Here is a 19,586-nt window from a genome sequence, read left to right as displayed (position 1 = left end):
AACCGCCCGCACTGGAGAACCGCCGCACATGTACGAGCTCAACCGGGTCCGCCTGTACTCCATCGGACCGGCCGGCGCCCGCTACGCCGACACGGTGCTCGACCTGCGCGGCGTCGGCGAGCCGGTCGCCGACCCCGCACCCCAGCAGCCCGGCCTCTTCGGGGAGGAGCCGGAGGGCCCGCAGCGCCGCCCCGCCCCCGCCGGCGTCCTCTTCCTGGAGAACGGCGGCGGCAAGTCCGTCCTGCTCAAGCTGATCTTCTCGGTGATGCTCCCCGGCCACCGCAACACCCTCGGCGGCGCCAGCTCCGGGGTGCTGCGCAAGTTCCTGCTCGCCGACGACTGCGGGCACGTCGCCCTGGAGTGGCAGCACACCGTCACCGGCGAGCTGATCGTGGTCGGCAAGGTCAGCGAATGGCGCGGCCGCCAGGTCTCCTCCGACCCGCGCAAGTTCGCCGAGACCTGGTACTCCTTCCGGCCCGGCCCCGGCCTCACCCTGGACTCGCTCCCGGTCGCCGAACGGATCAGCCTGGCCGGCGACCAGCGCGCCCGCGGCCGCCGCCGCACCATGAAGGGCTTCCGCGACGCGCTCACCGAGGCCGGCAAGACCCACCCCTACCTCGACCTCACCTTCGAGGACGGCCACGACCGCTGGACCGAACACCTCGGCGACCTCGGCCTCGACCCCGAGCTGTTCCGCTACCAGCGCGAGATGAACGCCGACGAGGGCGAGGCCGCCGGCCTCTTCGCGGTCAAGCACGACTCCGACTTCACCGACCTGCTGCTGCGCGCCGTCACCGACACCCGCGACACCGACGGCCTCGCCGACCTGGTGCACGGCTTCGCCGCCAAGCTCGGCCGCCGCTCCGAACTCACCGCCGAACGCGACTTCACGGGCGGCTCGCTCGACCTGCTCCAGCGCATCGTCGAGGCCACCGCCGCCCGCGAGTCCGTCCGCGAGACCCACCGCGGCGCCGAGCGGCGCACCCGCCGCCTCGCCCACGCCCTCACCTCCCGCAGCGCCGCCGAACGCGACCGCGCCCACGACCTCGCCGTCGAGGTCGCCGCCGCCGCGAGCGCCGTCACCGCCGCCGAGAGCGACCGCACCCGGCACTCCCTGATCACCGCCGAGCTGACCCACCGGCACGCCACCCTCGGCCTCGCCGCCGCCACCACCGAGGCCGCCGCCCTGCGCCGCGAACTCATCGAGGCCCGCACCCTGCACTCCGCCTGGCAGGCCGCCGAGGCGGTGCTGCGCCACCGCGCCGCCGCCGACCGCGCCGCGCGGGTCGCCGCCGCCATCCGCGAGGCCGAACTCGACGCCGCCCCCGCCCTCGCCGCCCGGGCCCGCGCCGCCGGCGCCCTCGCCCGCGCCCTGGAGAGCGCCGCCCTGGCCGCCGAGGAGCGCGCCGACCAGGAGGAACTGCGGGCCGGCGAGCTGCAGGGCGACGGCGCCAAGGCGCAGGCCGACGCGACCGCCGCCGCCACCGCCGCCCAGAAGGCCCGCAGCGAGGCCGACCACCTGCGCCAGCGCCTCGCCGAGGTCGAGCAGGAGACCCAGGCCGCCGTCGCCTCCGGCTGGATCGACGCCGACGCCGACACCATGGCCGACGGCGAGGCCGACCCGGCCCGCGCCGCCCTGAACGCCGCCGACGCCGAGAAGGCCGCCACCGCCGCCCTGGCGAAGGCCAGGACGGCCGCCGAGCAGGCCGCCGCGCTGGTCCGCGAGACCGCCGCCGCCGAGGCCCGCGCCGACCTCGCGGCCTCCCGCGCCGGCGACGCCCGCAAGGCCGCCGCCGCCGCGCTCGCCACCGAGCGCCGCACCGCCGCCCTGCTCGCCGCGGAACCCCGGCTCGCCGAACTGCTCTCCCTCCACCCCTACCAGGAGGGCGCCGAGGAGGCCGACGGCTTCCTGACTCCCGCCGCCCTGGACCGCTCCGCCGAGGCGCTGCGCGAACTGCTCGACCAGTCCGTGGCCACCGCCGAGCGCACCCTCTTCGACCTGCGCACCGCCGCCGCCGACGACTCCCGGATCCTCGCCGCCCTCGGCGACGGCGGTCTGCTCCCGCCCGGCCCGGACGTCCTCGCCACCGTCGAGTTCCTGGCCGAGCACGGCGTCCCGGCGCTGCCCGGCTGGCGCTACCTGGCCCAGTCCGTCGACCCGGCCGACCACGACGACATCCTCGCCGCCCGCCCCGAACTCGTCGACGGCGTCGTCGTCACCGACCCCGGCGCCCTCGACCGCGCCCGCGAGGCCCTGCAGGCCGCCGCCCTGCTGCCGCGCTCCACCGTCGCCGTCGGCACGGCCGCCGCGCTGATCGCCCCCATCACCGGCGCGCCGGCCTTCTTCCTGGTGCCGCCGAACCCCGCCATGCACGACGAGAGCGCGGCCGACGGCGAGCGCCGCGAACTGCGCGCCCGCGCCACCGCCCGAGAGGAGCACATCCGCGAACTCGCCGCCCGCCTCGGCGGCGACCGGGCGCTGGCCGCCCGCCTCGCCTCCTGGCACGCCCAGTGCCCGCCCGGCACCCTCGCCGAACTCGCGGCCGCCGCCGAGGAGTCCGCCGTCAGGGCCGAGGCCGCCGCCGCCGAACTCGCCACCCTGCGCGCCGAGCACGCCGAGGCCGAGAACGACCACGCGGCCGCCGCCGCCACCCACGAGGAGCACCGCGAGGCCGCCCAGCAGACCCGCCGCCGCGCCGACGCGCTGGCCGGTCTCGCCTTCCGGCTGCGCGAGCGCGCCAACTGGACCCGCGGCCTGCGCGAACTCGCCGAGGACGCCACCGAGTGCGACCGCCGCCAGGCCGTCTGCGCCGAACGCGCCCGCACCTGCGACGAGGACCGCCGCGCCGCCCAGCGCGCCGCCGACGACGCCCGCCGCACCACCCGTACCCTGCGCGCCGAACGCGCCGAACTCTCCACCACCGAGGCCGCCGACGCCGCGGAGCCGGCCGACCGCGCCCCCGCCTCGCTGCCCGCCCTGCGTGAGGCCTACCGCGCCGCCTCCCAGCTGTACGAGAAGGTCGGCGTCGGCGCCGACCTGCGCGCCGAGCAGGCCCGCGCCGAGAGCGACGAAGCCGCCTCGGCCAAGGAACTCGACCGCCTCACCAACAAGGTCCGCAGCCGCGCCGAGGAGCTGCTCGCCAGCCCCGACGGCGCCGACGGCCCGGCCCGCCAGGCCGCCGCCGCCCGCGCGGAGGAGCTGGTCGCCACCATCGAGGCCCGCTCCGCCACCGCCAGCGAGCAACTCGGCCGCCTGCGCGGCGAGGCCGAACGCTCCGCCCCCGCCACCGGCGAGGCCCACACCGAGCTGCCCGAGGACCTCGTCCCCACCGACCCCGAGCACGCCCAGACGCTGCTGCGCACCGCCACCACCCGCCTCGCCGAGCGGCGCGAACGACTGGAGAGCGCCCGCACCGAACTCGCCGACCTGCAGCGCACCCACCAGGCCTCGCAGAGCGGCGCCGCCGACTTCGAGGAGGCCGCCGCCCAGCTCCGGGACGGCCTGCGCGAGCACCCGGACGAGCCCGAGCAGCACGCCGAGCCGTACCTGGGCAGCCTCGCCGAGGCCCGCGCCGCCGCCGCCGAGACCCGCCGGACGCTGCGCACCGCCGCCACCGAGCTGTCCGCCGCCGAACTCGCCGTCCGCGACGCCTCGGACGGCCTGATCCGGCACGCCAACGCCGCCCGCTACGAGGCCGTCCGCACCCCGGCCCGCCAGCAGATCCGCGAGCTGCCCGCAGCCGCCCTGCCCGACCACGCCGCCGCCTGGGCCACCGCCTTCGCGCCCCGCCTGCGGGTGCTCACCGACGAGCTGGAGCAGCTGGAGCGCAACCGCGGCAGCATCGTCGACCGCCTGCGCGGCCTGGTCGAGAGCGCCCTCGCCACCCTGCGCGCCGCCCAGCGGCTCTCCCGTCTGCCCGAGGGCCTGGGGGAGTGGTCCGGCCAGGAGTTCCTCCGGATCCGCTTCGAGGACCCGGACCAGAGCGTCCTGGCCGAGCGGCTCGGCGAGGTCATCGACGAGGCCACCAGCGCCGCCGTCCGCAAGAACAGCGACCTGCGCCGGGACGGCATGTCCCTGCTGCTGCGCGGCGTGGCGGCCGCGATCGGCCCCAAGGGCGTCAGCGTCGAGATCCTCAAACCGGACGCGGTGCTCCGGGCCGAGCGGGTCGGCGTCGGCCAGATGTCCGACGTCTTCTCCGGCGGCCAGCTGCTCACCGCGGCCATCGCGCTCTACTGCACGATGGCCGCGCTGCGTGCCAACGACCGCGGCCAGTCCCAGCTCCGGCACGCCGGGACGCTCTTCCTGGACAACCCGATCGGCCGGGCCAACGCGACGTACCTGCTGGAGCTCCAGCGCGCCGTGGCGGACGCGCTCGGGGTCCAGCTGATCTACACCACCGGCCTGTTCGACACCACGGCGCTGGCCGAGTTCCCCCTGGTGATCCGGCTGCGCAACGACGCCGACCTGCGGGCCGGCCTGAAGTACATCTCGGTCGAGGAGCACCTGCGCCCCGGTCTGCCCGCCCCGCAGGACCCGGACGGCCCTGCCATCCACGGCGAGATCACCGCCACCCGGATGTTCAAGCGTCCGGCCGAGGTTCCGGCCCCCCCGTCCTGACCTCCGCCGTCGGGCAGGGCCCGGTGCCTCCCGGACGCCTTCCCGGGACGCCCGCCCCGTCCTAGGGTGGCGGCCATGCTGACCATCGCTCACCTCAGCGACATCCACATCGGCCAGGAGCAGGCGGGGCGGCTCGGCCGCCGGGACGGCGGAGCCAGGGCGCTCGTCCGGGCCGAGCGCGTGATGGAGTACCTGAACGGTCTGCCGGGGCCGCTGGACGCCGTCCTGGTGACCGGCGACATCGCCGACCACGGCACCCCGGCCGAGTACGAGAAGGCGGCGAAGCTGCTGGTCTCGCCGCACCCGGTGCTGACCTGCCCCGGCAACCACGACCGGCGGGCCGCCTTCCGGCGGGGGCTGCTCGGCCCGGCGGCCGGCGACGGCCAGGACGGCGAGGACGGCCAGGGCAGCCAGGACCCGGACCGGCCGGTCAACCAGGTCCGCCGGCTCCCCGGCGTGACCTTCCTGCTCTGCGACTCGTCCATCCCCGGCCGGGACGACGGCCTGCTGGACGACGGGACCCTCGACTGGCTGGACCGGACGCTGGGCGAGGGCCCGCAGGACGAGCCGGCCCTGGTGGCCTTCCACCACCCGCCGGTGGCGCTGCACCTGCCGTGGGTGGACCGGATCCGGCAGCACGGCGAGGAGCGGCTGGCGGAGGTGCTGTCCCGCAATCCGCGGGTCGCCGCGCTGCTCTGCGGGCACGCCCACACCGGGGCCGCGACCACCTTCGCCGGCCTGCCGCTGCTGGTGGCACCGGGCGTCGTCTCCACGGTGACGCTGCCCTGCGAGGGCGGCCCCGGGATCGCCTTCGACCAGCCGCCGGTGATCGCCTTCCATGTGCTGGACGACACGGGCCGGCTGACCACCCATTACCGCGTGGTGGTCTGAGGCCGCCGGGTCCGGGCGCGGTCAGGCCGGCGGGTGGCCCACCGGCTGCCGGCCGACCGCGGCCAGCACACTGTCCAGCAGCCCGGGGAAGAGCGCGGCCAGGTCCTCCCGCCGCAGGGTGCTCATCCGGGCGGTCCCGCGCCGGTGCTGGCGGATCACCCCGGCCTCGCGCAGCACCCGGAAGTGGTGGGTACTGGTGGACTTGGTGACCGGCAGGTTGAAGGCGATGCAGGACATCTCGCTGTGGCCGTCGGCCAGGTCGCGGACGATCCGCAGCCGGACCGGATCGGCGAGGGCGTGCAGGACGGCCTCCAGCCTGATCTCGGTGGGGGCAGGCTCGGGCAGTGCGGGGGCGGGCAGCGCGGGGGCGGGCCCCTCCGCCGGCGCCGGGGCGACGGCGGTCGCGGCCTGCGGTGCGGGGGCGGTTCGGTCGTCGCTCGGCCGCTCGGTTCCTCCGGTCATGCCGTCATGGTACGACGGTTGTCGGAGTAGGACTCGGAGTTCGAAGTTTCTCGTAGTACGGTGAATCTCGTACAACGATGTCCGGTGCCCCGAGGCCGGCCGTTTCGTCGAAGGAGTCGCCCGTGTCCGCCCTGTTCGAGCCGATCACCCTGCGTTCGCTCACCGTGCCCAACCGGGTCTGGATGGCGCCGATGTGCACCTACTCGGCGCAGCCGACCGGCCCGGAGGCCGGCGTGGCGACCGACTTCCACCTGACCCACCTCGCCTCCCGTGCCGCCGGCGGCGCCGGCCTGGTGATGGTCGAGGCGACGGCGATCAGCCCCGAGGGGCGGATCTCCCCCTACGACCTGGGCCTGTGGAACGAGCGCCAGCAGGAGAGCCTGGCCCGGATCGCCGCCCAGATCGAGCAGTTCGGCGCCGTCCCGGCGATCCAGCTCGGCCACGCCGGCCGCAAGGCCTCCACCGACCGGCCCTGGCTCGGCGGCGCACCCGTCCCGGCGGAGGAGAACGGCTGGCGGCCGAGCGGCCCGTCCACCGTCCCCTTCGGCTCCAACCCGCAGCCGCTGGAGCTCACCGTCGAAGAGATCCGGGGCATCGTGCGCGCCTTCGTGGCGGCCGCCGAGCGCGCGCTGGCGGCGGGCTTCAAGGCGGTCGAGATCCACGGCGCCCACGGCTACCTGATCCACGCCTTCCTCTCCCCGGTCGCCAACCACCGGACCGACGAGTACGGCGGCTCCTTCGCCAACCGCACCCGCTTCGCGCTGGAGGTGGCCACCGCCGTCCGCGCGGTCTGGCCCGAGGGCCTGCCGCTGCTCTTCCGGGTCTCGGCCACCGACTGGCTGGACGGCCAGGAGAGCTGGACGCCCGAGGACACCGTGCTGCTGGCCAAGCAGCTCAAGGACGTCGGCGTCGACCTGATCGACGTCTCCACCGGCGGCACCGCGAAGGACGCCGTCATCCCGGTCGCCCCCGGGTTCCAGGTGCCGTTCGCCGAGCAGGTCCGCGCGGCCACCGGTCTGCCCACCGCCGCGGTCGGCCTGATCACGGAGCCCGAGCAGGCCGAGCGGATCGTCGCGGAGGGCCAGGCGGACGCCGTCCTGCTGGGCCGCGAGCTGCTCCGCAACCCCTACTGGGCGCAGCAGGCCGCCCGTGCGCTGGGCGCCGAACGCCGCTGGCCCGTGCAGTACGGCTACGCGGTGGGCAGCCGGGGCTGACGGCCGCCCGGCCCGGGCACGCCGCCGGACGGCCCGGCCTGCGGGTACGGGTACGCGCCGGGGTGTCCGCGCACCGGGGGCGTGCGGGCCTGGGGCTGCGCCGGGGGCAGCGCCGCGGGCCCGCGCCCGCCCGCCATCGGCGAGGCGGAATGCGGCCCGCGGGCCCGCTGCGCGGCGATCTGACGGGAGATCAGGATCTCCAGCAGGCACCAGGCGGTGCCGAACACCCCCAGCCCCATCGCCGTCAGGGCCGGCGTCAGCGCCCCGCTGTGCGCGTAGGAGGCCAGCACCGCCACGATCAGGCCGACGAGGGTGCAGGCGAGACAGATCACGGCCCGGACGGCGGCGGAGCGCACCTCGTCGGGCAGTCGGCGGCGCTTGGCGGACATCGGCGACCCCCGGGCTCGGAACAGGGCGGCGTGCGCGGGCGCACCCTGCGCCCGTACGCACCACCCTGCCCCGGTCGACCGGAAGTATGCGTCCGATTCCCCTGGTCTGTCGGGGAATCGGACGATCTGCCCCTGATGTGCCCCGGCTCCTGCCGCGGGGCCCGGGCGTACCGGGCCGGGCCGCCGCGTCCGCCCGGGCGGCTCAGGTCAGCTGCTTGTCCAGCTCCTCCAGCGCCCCGGTCACGATCGTCCGCATCGCCCGCTCCGCGCGCTCCGGATCCCCGGCGCAGATCGCCTCCGCCACCTCGCGGTGCAGCCTGATCGCGTACGACTCGGGCTGATGCGGCATCAGATGGTACTCCGTCCGCCCGGTCAGCACCGCGCCGACGGTGTCGCCCAGGTGCGCGAACATCTCGTTGCCGGAGGCCTTCAGGACGGTCGCGTGGAACGCGATGTCGTGCCGCAGGAACGTCTCCAGGTCCGCGGCCCGCGCGGTGACGGTCAGTTCGACGGCGAGCGCGCTGAGCGCGCGGCAGTCGTCGTCGGTGGCGTGGGCGGCCGCCAGGGCCGCCGCCGCGGGCTCCACCGCCACCCGCAGCGAGCCGAGCGAGCGCAGTTGCGCCGGGCGGTCCGTGCCGGCCAGCCGCCAGCGGATCACCAGCGGGTCGAAGACGTCCCAGTCCGACTTGGGCTGCACCGTGATCCCCACCCGCCGGCGCGACTCCACCATCCGCATCGACTCCAGGATCCGGATCGCCTCGCGGACCACCGTCCGGGACACCCCGAACCGCTCCTCCAGTTCCTCGCCCCGCAGGACGGCGCCCTCGGGGATCTCACCGGAGGCGATGGCCGGTCCCAGATCGGCGAGGAGTCGGCCGGGCAGGCCCTGGATGTCCATCGGGCCAGCCTAGTCGCCACCCCCGGCCCGGCTCCGTACCGCCCCGCTCGCCGGGCACCGATCCGGCCGCGGCCGGGTGCGGGTGGGCGGGTCGATGCCCGGCCGAGGCCGCCCTGCGCACGGTGGGGCATAAAAGTATGACGATTTGGTTTCCTCCCCTTGAATAGGTCATACCTTTGGGGAGATAGTTGCCAGCGACCGCAGGCCCTGGCCCCGCCCACAGGCATCAGTGGCCTGGCAGAGAAGGAGCACCACCCATGGCTCTCAGCGTCGAGAACCAGCCCCCCACCGTCGTGGTGATGGGCGTCTCGGGCGTCGGCAAGACCACCGTCGCCCGCCTGCTGGCCGAACGCCTCGCGCTGCCGTACGCCGAGGCGGACGACTTCCACCCGCCCGCCAACATCGCCAAGATGTCGGCCGGCACCCCCCTGGACGACCAGGACCGGGCCCCGTGGCTCCGGGCCCTGGGCGGCTGGCTCGGCGAACGCGCCGAGGCCGGCACCGGGGGAGTGGTGACCTGTTCGGCGTTGAAGCGGCACTACCGCGACATCCTGCGCGCGAGCTGCCCGGGTGCCTACTTCCTGCACCTCAGCGGTGGTCACGAGCTGGTCGAGGACCGGCTCGCCCACCGCACCGGTCACTTCATGCCGGCGTCCCTGCTCGGATCCCAGTACGCCGCCCTGGAGCCCCTCCAGGACGACGAGCGCGGCGCCGTCCTGGACGTCGGTCCTGCCCCCGAAGAACTCGTCGAGATGGCCGTGGAGCTCCTGCGGCCCGTCAATGGAGACCTCGCGTGAGCCTGTCCCCCACCCTCCTCGCGGCCGCGCCGACGGCGCTCCCGCACACCAGCAGCGACGGCCGGCTGCTGCTGGCGGTGCTGCTCAGCATCGGCGCCGTCGTGCTGCTGATCACCAAGCTGAAGCTGCACCCCTTCCTGGCCCTCACGATCGGCTCCGGCCTGCTCGCGGTGGTGGCCGGCGCCCCCTTCGACAAGCTGCTGACCAGCTTCTCCACCGGCTTCGGCGCGACCGTCGCCGGCGTCGGCCTGCTGATCGGCCTCGGCGCGATGCTCGGCAAGCTGCTGGCGGACTCCGGCGGGGCGAACATCATCGCCGACACCGTCCTCGCCCGCACCGGCCGCAGGGCCCTGCCGTGGGCGATGGCCCTGATCGCGGCCGTGCTCGGCCTGCCGCTGTTCTTCGAGGTCGGCGTGGTGCTGCTGATCCCGATCGTGCTGCTGGTGGCCCGTCGCGGCAACCTGCCGCTGATGCGGGTGGGCATCCCGGCGCTCGCCGGCCTGTCGGTGCTGCACGGCCTGGTGCCGCCGCACCCCGGCCCGCTGGTGGCCGTCGACGCGCTGAAGGCGGACCTCGGCGTCACGCTGGCCCTCGGCCTGCTGATCGCCGTCCCCACCCTGATCGTCGCCGGACCGCTGTTCGCCCGGGTCGCCGAGCGCTGGGTCGGCCCGCTCAGCGTCCCCGAGGCGATCGCCCCGTCCGCGACCGAGGAGAGCGAGAAGCGGGAGCACACCCCGAGCTTCGGGGCCGTCCTGGTGACGATCCTGCTCCCGGTCATCCTGATGCTCGGCAAGGCCCTGGTCGACGTGGTGATCGACGACCCCAAGGCGATGCCCCAGCGGATCTTCGACTTCATCGGCTCGCCGCTGATCGCCCTGCTCGCCGCCGTCCTGCTCGGCATGCTGACGCTCGGCCGGGCGGCCGGCTTCACCAAGGCCCGGATCTCGTCCACCGTCGAGAAGTCGCTCGGCCCGATCGCCGGCATCGTCTTCATCGTCGGCGCCGGCGGCGGCTTCAAGCAGACCCTGATCGACGTCGGGGTCGGCAACGCCGTCAGCGAGTGGTCGAGCAAGTGGCACATCTCGGCCCTGCTGCTGGGCTGGCTGATCGCCGTCCTGATCCGGCTGGCCACCGGCTCGGCGACCGTCGCCACCATCACGGCCGCCGGCATCGTCGCCCCGCTGGCGGCCGAGATGTCGACCAGCCACGCCTCGCTGCTGGTACTGGCGATCGGCGCCGGTTCGCTGTTCTTCTCGCACGTCAACGACGCCGGCTTCTGGCTGGTCAAGGAGTACTTCGGGATGAGCGTCGGCCAGACGCTGAAGTCCTGGTCGGTGATGGAGACCGTGATCTCGGTCGTCGCGATCGCGCTGATCATGCCGCTCAGCCTGGTGATCTAGCCATCCGGGTGATCCCGGCGCCGGCCGCCGGGCGTACGGCGCGAGGAGGCGGTACCCGGGGCCCGGGTACCGCCCTCCGCCGTTCCCGCCCGAGCGGCACCCTCGCGACGCCCCGGGGACGCTCCGGGGGAGGCCCGGCCGGCTCCGGTCCGGGAAACTCGGGCGACAGCGGGCGGCGGGATCCCTAGCATCGGGCTGCTCCAGTCCCCGCTGCCGATCGGTTCACCATGAAGGCCCTGCTCCCCGCCGTCCTGCGCGAGGAACCGCAGTTCGCCCGCCTGTTCGCCGGGCAGTCGCTGTCCGTGCTGGGGGACCGGGTGTCCTTCGTCGCCGTGCCCTTCGCGGTGCTGGCCGTCGGCGGATCCGCCTCCGACGTCGGCCTGGTGGCGGCCGCGGCGCTCGTCCCCATGCTGCTCTTCACCCTGGTCGGCGGGGTGTGGGCGGACCGCTTCCACCGCCACCGGATCATGCTCGCCTCCGACCTGGCGCGGTTCGCCGTGCAGGGCACGGCAGCCGTGCTGCTGCTGGCCGGTGCCGCCGGGGTGCCGGAACTGGCTCTGCTGATGCTGCTGTTCGGCACGGCGGACGCCTTCTTCATGCCGGCCTCCACCGGGCTGCTCCCGCTGGTGGTGGCGCCCGAGCGGCTGCGCGAGGCCAACGCGCTGCGCGGACTGGTGCAGTCCGCGGGCCTGGTGGTGGGGCCGGCCGTGGCGGGCGTCCTGGTGGCGCTGGCCGGCCCGGGCGGCGCGCTGGCCTTCGACGCCCTGACCTTCGCGGCCAGTGCGGCCTTCCTGCTGCGGCTGCGGCCGCGGGAGAAGGCGGCTCCCGGCGGCGCGGGCGGTACCTTCCTCGGCGAACTGCGGGCCGGCTGGGCGCAGGTGCGGTCGCGGACCTGGGTCTGGTCCGGGATGGCGGCGATGGCGGTCTACCACGTGGTGGTCCTGCCCTCGGTGTTCGTCCTCGGGCCGGTCATCGCCGACCACGAGTGGGGCGGCGCCGCGAGCTGGTCCCTGGTGACGGCGGCGTTCGGCCTGGGCGCCGTCGTGGGCGACGTCTGCGCGTACCGCCTGAAACCGGCCCGCCCGATGGCGCTGGCGGCCGCCGCCCTGGCGGTGGCCTCCTGCCAGGCGCTGATCATCGGCTCCGGCGGCCCGGTCCTCCTGATCGCCGCTCTCGAAGCGGTCACCGGCGTGGGCGTGTCCCTCTTCTTCGTCCTCTGGGAGACCTCGCTGCAGACGCACGTCCCGGAGGACTCCCTCTCCCGGGTCAGCTCCTACGACCACCTGCTGTCGGCGGGTCTGATGCCGCTCGGCCTCGTCCTGGCCGGCCCGGTCTCCGCCGCCCTCGGGCTCCGGCCCACCCTGTACGCGATGACGGTGCTCGGCGTCCCCGCGGCCCTCGCGCTGCTCTGCCTCCCGTCCGTCCGGCAGCTCCCGGCGGACCGCCCGGTTGCCGACGATTCCGGGGCCCCACCCGCCGCCCACCTGCCCGCCCTCGCCGACGGCGCGGTCCACGATCGAGGCCATGACGTGCCGGCCTGACGGGGCGGCGGGCGGGCGACCGGCGGGCAGCCGGTCGGGCCCCCGCGGCGCGCCGGCCGGCCGCGAGAGTGCCAGGGCCCCGGCCGCGCGCCGTGGCGGGCCGCGTCGCGCCTTTCGGGCCGGCTCCGGCACGGGGTGGGCCGGAGCGCGAAGGGCGGGCACCCCCTTCCCCGGGGTGCCCGCCCTGTACGGCGCCGTACCTGCCGCCGCCGGTTTCTCGCCGCGGCTCCTCGCCGAGCCGCCGGCGCGGCCGCGCCGCTACTTCTCGCCGCGCTTCGCCAGGAAGGCCTCGACCTCCTGCTCGATCTCCGGCGTGGCCAGCCCGCGCACGGTCATCGTGGTGCGGCGGCGCAGCACGTCGTCCGTGGTGTACGCCCACTCGTTGTCGGCGGCGTACGCGACCTGGGCCCAGACGTCCGGGCCGTCCGGGTGGATCGGCCGGCCCAGCTCGGGGTTCTCGTCGATCATGCGGGCGATGTCGAAGGAGAGCGTGCCGTAGTGGCTGGCCAGGTGCTTGGCCACCAGCGGCTCCATCCGGGAGCCGGGCTCGCGGTCGATCAGCAGGCGGTGCGCCACCGCGTTCGGGGCGCCGACACCCGGCAGCGGCACGGTGTTGGCGATCGGCGACATGTCCTCGCCGAGGGTGGTGCCGGGGACGTGGGCGAGCTTCTCCAGCACGGTCCGGCCGATGTGCCGGTAGGTGGTCCACTTGCCGCCGGCCACCGAGAGCATGCCGCCCCGGCCCTCGGTCACCACGGTCTCGCGCTTGGCGGCGGAGGTGTCGCCGGGGCCGCCGGGGAGCACCCGCAGGCCGGCGAAGGCGTAGGTGATCAGGTCGCGGTCGAGGTGCTCGTCGCGGATCGCGTGACCGGCCTCGCCCATGATCTGGTCGATGTCGGCCTCGGTGGCGCGGACGTCCTGCGGGTCACCGGTGTACTCCTCGTCGGTGGTGCCGAGCAGGACGTGGTCCTCCCACGGGATGGCGAAGGAGACGCGGTACTTGTCGATCGGGATGGTGAGCGCGGCGCGCCACGGGGAGCGGCGCTTGACCACCACGTGCGCGCCCTTGGAGAGCCGGATGCTGGGCGCGGCGCCCGCGTCCTCCATCTTGCGCAGGTGGTCGACCCAGGGGCCGGTGGCGTTGAGCACCAGGCGGGCGCTGACACCGAACTCGGTGCCGTCCAGCCGGTCCTTCAGCTCGGCGCCGGTGACCCGGCTGCCGGTGAAGCGCAGGCCGGTGACCTCGGCGTGGTTGAGCACCACGGCGCCGGCGTCGACGGCCGCGCGGACGGTCATCACGGCGACCCGCGAGTCGTTCATCTGGTGGTCGCCGTAGACGGCGACCGAGCGCAGGCCCTCGGTGCGCAGCGCGGGCACCTGCTGGGCGGCGTGCGCGGCGGTGGAGACCCGGCCCATGCCGTCACGGAAGGCGGACAGCGCGGAGTACAGGAAGACGCCGGCGCCGAGCTTGGTGGCGCCGTGCGGGCCGCCCTTGTACACGGGGACGAAGAAGGTCAGCGGGTTGACCAGGTGCGGGGCCACGTCGGTGGCGAGGACCCGGCGCTCCTTGTGGTTCTCGGCGACGAGCTTGACCGCGCCGGTCTGCAGGTAGCGCAGGCCGCCGTGGACCAGCTTGGAGGAGGCGCTGGAGGTGGCGCCGGCGAAGTCGCCGGCGTCGACCATGGCGACCTTGAGGCCCGCCTGGGAGGCGGTCCACGCCACGGCGGTGCCGAGGATGCCGCCCCCGATCACCAGCAGGTCGTAGGTCGCCTTGCCCAGCAGCTCGCGGGTCTCGGCGCGGGAGGCGGTGTGGCCGGCGGTGCGCTCGGCACCCAGGGTCGGGATGGTTGCCATGGTGTTGTTTACGGCGTCCGGTGCGGGCGGCGCGCCGTTTCTCCTCTCGGTGTGCGGTCCGGCCCCGCGGGGGAGGCCGGGCGGGCCCTGGTCGTGGCCCGGGAACAGCAGGGCCGGTCGTGGCCCGATGGTGCCGTGGGCCGGTCGCGGCCCGCTGGTGCGGGGCCGGGAGTGGCCCGGGGAAAGCGAGGTGCCGGTCGGGGCCGGTGCGGCCCCGACCGGCCTGCGGTCAGCTCTGTTCGTCCTCCTCCACCCAGCCCATGGTGCGCTCGACGGCCTTGAGCCACTTCTTGTACTCGCGGTCCCGGGTCGCCTCGTCCATCCGGGGGGTCCACTCGGCGGCGCGGTGCCAGTTGGCCCGCAGGGTGTCCAGGTCGGGCCAGAAGCCGACCGCGAGGCCGGCCGCGTAGGCGGCGCCCAGCGCGGTGGTCTCGGCCACGTACGGGCGCTCGACCGGGGCGTCCAGGACGTCGGCGATGTTCTGCATGAGCAGGTTGTTGGAGGTCATCCCGCCGTCGACCTTGAGGGCCGTCAGCTCGACTCCGGAGTCCTTCTGCATGGCGTCGACGACCTCGCGGGTCTGCCAGGCGGTGGCCTCCAGGACGGCGCGGGCCAGGTGGCCCTTGGTGACGTACCGGGTGAGGCCGGCGATCACACCGCGGGCGTCGGAGCGCCAGTACGGGGCGAACAGGCCGGAGAAGGCCGGCACGAAGTAGGCGCCGCCGTTGTCCTCGACGGTGTTGGCGAGGGTCTCGATCTCGGCAGCCGTCGAGATGATCCCGAGCTGGTCGCGCAGCCATTGCACCAGCGAGCCGGTGACGGCGATCGAGCCTTCCAGGGCGTAGACCGGGGCCTGGTCGCCGATCCGGTACCCGACGGTGGTCAGCAGGCCGTGGTAGGAGTTGACGATCTTCTCGCCGGTGTTCAGCAGCAGGAAGGTGCCGGTGCCGTAGGTGCTCTTGGCCTCGCCCTCGTCGAAGCAGGTCTGGCCGAACAGGGCCGCCTGCTGGTCGCCGAGCGCGGAGGCGACCGGCACGCCCTCCGGTCGCCGACGGCGGTGCCGTAGACCTCGGCGGAGGAGCGGATCTCCGGCAGGACGGTGAGCGGCACGCCCATCGACTCGGCGATCTTCTCGTCCCACTCCAGGGTGGCGAGGTTCATCAGCATGGTGCGCGAGGCGTTGGTGACGTCGGTGATGTGGTGGCCGCCGTCGACGCCGCCGGTGAGGTTCCAGATCACCCAGGTGTCCATGGTGCCGAACAGGATGTCGCCGGCCTCGGCGCGCTCGCGCAGGCCCTCGACGTTGTCCAGCAGCCAGCGGATCTTCGGGCCGGCGAAGTAGCTGGCCAGCGGGAGGCCGGTCTCGCGGCGGAAGCGGTCCTGGCCGACGTTGCGGCCCAGCTCGCGGCAGAGCGCCTCGGTGCGGGTGTCCTGCCAGACCAGCGCGTTGTGGACGGGCTCGCCGGTGTTCCTGTCCCAGAGGACGGTGGTCTCGCGCTGGTTGGTGATACCGATCGCGCGGATGTCGTCCTTGGTCAGGCCGGCCTTCTCCAGAGCGCCGCGGACCACGGACTGGACGCGGGTCCAGATCTCGGCGGCGTCGTGCTCGACCCAGCCCGGCTGGGGGAAGATCTGCCGGTGCTCCTGCTGGTCGACGGCGACGATGCGGCCGTCGGCGCCGAAGATGATGCACCGGCTGGAGGTGGTGCCCTGGTCGATCGCGGCGATGTAGCTGCCGGTCGTGGAGTCGGGAGCTGTGGTCATGTCTGGGGCCTCGGCTCTGAGGAGGGGGATTGGGGGTCGGGACTACCGGTTTGCCTGACGCTGTCTCAGTCCCCGGGGGGATGCGGCAGGCAAACCAGGTGGGTCGATCAGAACGCGACGTTGAAGAGCACGCCGGCCAGCAGACCGCCGATGGCGGGACCGGCGACCGGAATCCAGGCGTAGCCCCAGTCGGAGCCGCCCTTGTTCGGGATCGGCAGCAGCGAGTGCACGATGCGCGGGCCGAGGTCGCGGACCGGGTTGATGGCGTAGCCGGTCGGGCCGCCGAGCGAGAGGCCGATGCCGACCACGGTGAAGGCGACGATCAGGATGCCGGTGCCGGACAGGCCGAGGCCCTTGGTGAGGCCCTGGGTGAGGATCGCCAGGCAGAGCACCATGGTGCCGATGATCTCGGTGAGCAGGTTCTGGATCGGGTTCCGGATCTCGGGACCGGTTGAGAAGATGCCCAGGGTCGGCTCCTCGTTGGCCTGGAACTGGCCGAGGTAGGTGGCCCAGACCAGTACGGCGCCGATCATCGCGCCGAGCAGCTGGGAGCCGAGGTAGACCGGGACCTTGCTCCAGTCGCCGGTGTCGACCGCGATGGCGAGGGTGACGGCCGGGTTCAGGTGCGCGCCGGACTTCGGGGCGGACATGTAAGCGGCGATCATCACCGCGAAGCCCCAGCCGAAGGTGATCGCGAGCCAGCCGGCGTTGAGGGCCTTCGACTTCTTGAGCGTGACGGCGGCGCAGACGCCACCGCCGAGGAGTATCAGGGCGGCGGTGCCGAGGGTTTCGCCGACGAAGATGTCGCCGTTGGAGAACGCGGACACAAAGACTCCTTTGTCCGTAAGGCCCGGAGCAGGTGGGGGAGGGGCACGGTGGTGGGTCACCGTGTGCGGCCGCTTCCCCGTCCCGAGGTCGCGGCCCTGACGATGGTGACCGTTTGGCTACGGCCACCGTTCGACAATGTCGACCGTCATGCGGAAGCTTCCCTCCCTGTTCGGGTTCGCGTCAAGGCCAGGTGACACACCTGTGACCCAGGACTCTCGGTGATCAGGAACCTTCGGCGAAGCTAACACTCAAATGGCCCAAAAACCTGACAAAACGCCAGGGTACGGGCCGGTCTGAGCCCGCCCGTGTGACGGGAGTGTGTCGAGGGGAGCCGGGAGAGCCGGGAACGCGGCGCGTCCGGCCGGCGCGTCCGGCCGGCGTGGCCGGACGCCGCCGTCGGGGCCGGACCCCGCGCTGCCGGGCCGGGCGGCCGGCGCGGCGGCCGGGGCCGGTCGGGGGGCGCTCCGGGTCCGGCGGCCCCCGTCCCGGGCCGGTCGCGGCGGGAGGTCGTAAAGGGGGCCCACGGGGGCCGGGGGTGGGGCGCATGCCGGGCCGAGGGCCCGGCCCGGGCGGTGGCCGGGGCCGGGCCCTCGGGGCTGCGAAGCGGGCGTCCGGTGCGGGTGCGGGTGCGGGTGCGAGTGCGGCCGTCCGGCCTCCGGCGCCCCGGCTCAGAACCGCCCGGCGCCGAGGTCCCGCGAGATCGCCCGCGCGGCGCTGCGCACCGAGGCCACCAGCGAGGGCCGGACGAAGCCGTCCTCGCAGACCCGCTCCACCGGGCCGCTGATGCAGACCGCGCCGACCGGGTTGCGCCGCCGGTCCTGGATCAGCGCGCCGATCGAGGCCACGCCCTCCCAGGTCTCCTCGACCGCGTCCGCCCAGCCGCGCTCACGGGTCAGTGCCGCCTCGGTGTCGATGTCGGCCAGGCCGGTGAGGGTGCGTGAGGTGTAGGACTCCAGTGGCTCCTCGCCCAGCTCGCCGCGCGCCACCGGGTCGTAGGCCAGCAGCACCTTGCCCAGCGCGGTGCTGTGCAGCGGTTGCATCGAGCCGACCTCCAGCACCTGGCGGGTGTCGTCCGGACGGAAGACGTGATGCACGATCAGGACGCCCCGCTGGTGCAGGACGCCGAGGTAGACCGTCTCGCCGGCCGCCCGGGCCAGGTCGTCGGCCCAGACCAGGGCGCGTGCCCGCAGTTCGTGGACGTCCAGGTAGCTCTGGCCCAGGCGCAGCAGTTCGGCGCCCAGTTGGTACTTCCCGCTCTCCGGGTCCTGCTCGACGAAGCCCTCCTGCTGCAGGGTGCGCAGGATGCCGTGCGCGGTGCCCTTGGCGAGGTCCAGGGCCGTCGCGACCTCCGAGAGTCCCAGGCGGCGCTCGCCGCCGGCCAGCAGGCGCATGATCGCGGCGGCCCGGGAGAGCGACTGGATCGGGCCGGGCATTCAGTACCTCCACGGACAGGCGGTCGACATTGTCGACCGCAGTGGTAACGGCAAGAGTCTGCCAGGCCGGAGCCGTGATGTGCACCTTCCTCGGCACCCGACGCCCGCCGCGGAGTGCCGCCGGCGCCGTCCGCGCCGGGCGTCGGTCCGGCCCGGCGCGGCTTTCGGCGGCCGGATCCCGTCCCTTGCCGGGGTCGGCCGTGATCCTCGGCACGGTCCGCGTCGGGGTCGGCTCGTCCCTCTGCCCCCGCTCGGTACGGCCGGGCGGGTCGGCGTCGCGGCGGGGTCCGCCCGCTGCCCGCCCGCTACCCGGTCGCGCTCGGTCGGGCGGGCGGTCCCGAGGTCCGTCCCGCGGCCGGTCCGGCGCCGGCCGCCCCCGTGAGGCGGGCCACCGCCGCCGCCAGGTCGGCGATCTCGTGCGGGCCGACCCGGCAGCAGCCGCCGACCAGCCGCGCGCCGTCCGCCAGCCACCCGGCGACCCGCCCCCGGTCACCCGCCCTCTCCCCGGCGGCGAGCGCGTCCTCGCCGGCCGTCCGGGGCCGCCCGAAGGTGGGCTCCCCGCGCCAGTCTCGGGCGGCCGGGTCCCAGTGCTCGCCGCTGTTCGGGTAGACCACGACGGGCTTGTCGCTCACCCGTGCGGCCAGGGCGACCGCCGCGTCGGCGTCCGCCGGCGAGCAGCAGTTCACGCCCACCGCGACCACCTCCTCGGCGTCGGCCGCCAGCGCGAAGGCGTCCGTGAGCGGCTGCCCGGCCCTGGTCCGGCCGCCCTCGACGCTGTACGAGAGCCAGGCCGGCAGGCCGAGCCCCCGCACCGCCCGCAGCAGCGCCACCGCCTCGTCGGTGTCCGGGACGGTCTCCAGCGCCAGCACGTCCGGCCCGGCCCCGGCCAGCACCTCCAGGCGGGGCCGGTGGAAGGCCTCCAGTTCGGCCACGCTCAGCCCGTACCGGCCCCGGTACTCCGAGCCGTCCGCCAGGACCGCCCCGTACGGGCCCACCGAGGCGGCCACCCAGCGCCGCCGGTCCGTCCCGGCCCGCCGCGCCGCCTCGCGCGCCAGCTCCACGCTCAGCCGCAGCAGCCGCTCCGTCCCGGCCCGGTCGATGCCGCGCCGGGCGAACCCCTCGAAGCTCGCCTGGTACCCGGCGGTGATCGCGACGCTCGCCCCGGCCGCGAAGTACGCCTGATGGGCCCGGACGACCGCCTCCGGGTCGTCCGCGAGCAGCCGGGCCGACCAGAGCGCGTCCGACAGGTCGTGCCCGGCCGCGGCCAGCTGGTTGGACATCCCGCCGTCGAGCACCAGCGGACCGGCCGCCAGTGCCTCGGCGAAGCCGGAGCGGCGGCCGGTGGGGTCGATGGCGGGCACGGGGCGCCTCCTCGGGCTGACGGCTGCCGGCTGCCGGCGGGCGGGGGTGGCCGGCGCCGGGGGCCGGTGCCTTCGAGGCCCAGTGTCGCGCGCCCGCCGCCCGGCCGGGGGCGTCCCTCGCGGCCCGCCGCAGAGG

13 protein-coding genes and 1 pseudogene are annotated in these 19,586 nt (G+C 75.1%); 6 read left to right on the top strand and 8 right to left on the bottom strand.

Features of this window, described 5'->3' with window-relative positions; translation table 11 throughout:
* Nucleotides 1-28: 28 nt before the first annotated feature.
* Together J2S46_RS08610 and J2S46_RS08605 are read left to right on the top strand one after the other, a co-directional pair.
* Nucleotides 29-4,618 carry a hypothetical protein gene (locus J2S46_RS08610; protein ID WP_191292371.1) on the top strand — a complete coding sequence of 1,530 codons (4,590 nt, stop codon included), beginning with the start codon at nucleotides 29-31 and terminating at the stop codon, nucleotides 4,616-4,618.
* A gap of 75 nt (nucleotides 4,619-4,693) precedes the next feature.
* The gene (locus J2S46_RS08605) at nucleotides 4,694-5,509 is read left to right on the top strand and encodes a metallophosphoesterase (protein WP_191292369.1); all 816 of its coding nucleotides are present in this window, start codon (nucleotides 4,694-4,696) and stop codon (nucleotides 5,507-5,509) included.
* Between the two features lie 21 nt (nucleotides 5,510-5,530).
* Here J2S46_RS08605 and J2S46_RS08600 read toward each other — a convergent pair whose 3' ends face one another.
* Nucleotides 5,531-5,971 carry an ArsR/SmtB family transcription factor gene (locus J2S46_RS08600; protein WP_191292367.1) on the bottom strand — a complete coding sequence of 147 codons (441 nt, stop codon included), beginning with the start codon at nucleotides 5,969-5,971 and terminating at the stop codon, nucleotides 5,531-5,533.
* A gap of 122 nt (nucleotides 5,972-6,093) precedes the next feature.
* On the opposite strand from J2S46_RS08600, the gene J2S46_RS08595 reads away from it, so the two are divergent.
* On the top strand, nucleotides 6,094-7,185 hold the full coding sequence (locus J2S46_RS08595; RefSeq protein WP_191292365.1) for an NADH:flavin oxidoreductase/NADH oxidase: 1,092 nt from the start codon (nucleotides 6,094-6,096) through the stop codon (nucleotides 7,183-7,185).
* Here the strand turns inward: J2S46_RS08595 and J2S46_RS08590 are convergent.
* Together J2S46_RS08590 and J2S46_RS08585 are read right to left on the bottom strand one after the other, a co-directional pair.
* Entirely contained in the window at nucleotides 7,161-7,574 is a 414-nt protein-coding gene (locus tag J2S46_RS08590; protein WP_191292363.1) for a hypothetical protein, read from the bottom strand. The genes J2S46_RS08595 and J2S46_RS08590 overlap by 25 nt on opposite strands.
* A gap of 202 nt (nucleotides 7,575-7,776) precedes the next feature.
* Nucleotides 7,777-8,472 carry a FadR/GntR family transcriptional regulator gene (locus J2S46_RS08585; protein WP_191292361.1) on the bottom strand — a complete coding sequence of 232 codons (696 nt, stop codon included), beginning with the start codon at nucleotides 8,470-8,472 and terminating at the stop codon, nucleotides 7,777-7,779.
* 257 nt (nucleotides 8,473-8,729) lie between these two features.
* On the opposite strand from J2S46_RS08585, the gene J2S46_RS08580 reads away from it, so the two are divergent.
* The 3 genes from J2S46_RS08580 (at nucleotide 8,730) to J2S46_RS08570 (ending at nucleotide 12,210) form a co-directional block, all read left to right on the top strand.
* Nucleotides 8,730-9,269, top strand: a complete 540-nt coding sequence (locus tag J2S46_RS08580) for a gluconokinase (protein WP_191292359.1) — start codon at nucleotides 8,730-8,732, stop codon at nucleotides 9,267-9,269.
* Nucleotides 9,266-10,669, top strand: coding sequence for a GntP family permease (locus J2S46_RS08575; RefSeq protein ID WP_370882176.1), 1,404 nt, complete (start codon nucleotides 9,266-9,268; stop codon nucleotides 10,667-10,669). Before J2S46_RS08580 ends, J2S46_RS08575 begins: the two co-directional genes overlap by 4 nt.
* Nucleotides 10,670-10,896: 227 nt before the next feature.
* Nucleotides 10,897-12,210, top strand: coding sequence for an MFS transporter (locus J2S46_RS08570; protein WP_191292357.1), 1,314 nt, complete (start codon nucleotides 10,897-10,899; stop codon nucleotides 12,208-12,210).
* 258 nt (nucleotides 12,211-12,468) lie between these two features.
* Here J2S46_RS08570 and J2S46_RS08565 read toward each other — a convergent pair whose 3' ends face one another.
* The 5 genes and pseudogenes from J2S46_RS08565 to mmuM form a co-directional block, all read right to left on the bottom strand.
* On the bottom strand, nucleotides 12,469-14,064 hold the full coding sequence (locus tag J2S46_RS08565) for a glycerol-3-phosphate dehydrogenase/oxidase (RefSeq protein WP_191292355.1): 1,596 nt from the start codon (nucleotides 14,062-14,064) through the stop codon (nucleotides 12,469-12,471).
* A gap of 229 nt (nucleotides 14,065-14,293) precedes the next feature.
* Nucleotides 14,294-15,828 (bottom strand): annotated as a pseudogene (gene glpK, locus J2S46_RS08560) (glycerol kinase GlpK).
* Between the two features lie 107 nt (nucleotides 15,829-15,935).
* Complete coding sequence (locus J2S46_RS08555) at nucleotides 15,936-16,655, bottom strand: MIP/aquaporin family protein (protein WP_191292351.1); 720 nt, start codon at nucleotides 16,653-16,655, stop codon at nucleotides 15,936-15,938.
* A 669-nt stretch (nucleotides 16,656-17,324) separates the two neighbouring features.
* Nucleotides 17,325-18,089: an IclR family transcriptional regulator gene (locus J2S46_RS08550; RefSeq protein ID WP_073925277.1), complete on the bottom strand. Its 765-nt coding sequence runs from the start codon at nucleotides 18,087-18,089 to the stop codon at nucleotides 17,325-17,327.
* A gap of 305 nt (nucleotides 18,090-18,394) precedes the next feature.
* Nucleotides 18,395-19,450: a homocysteine S-methyltransferase gene (gene mmuM, locus J2S46_RS08545; RefSeq protein ID WP_370882175.1), complete on the bottom strand. Its 1,056-nt coding sequence runs from the start codon at nucleotides 19,448-19,450 to the stop codon at nucleotides 18,395-18,397.
* Nucleotides 19,451-19,586: the final 136 nt, after the last annotated feature.

This window comes from Kitasatospora herbaricolor (assembly GCF_030813695.1).
GTDB classification, from domain to species: Bacteria; Actinomycetota; Actinomycetes; order Streptomycetales; family Streptomycetaceae; genus Kitasatospora; species Kitasatospora herbaricolor.
Note: the sequence above shows the minus strand (reverse complement) of the source record. Positions and strands in the feature narration are given on the sequence as shown.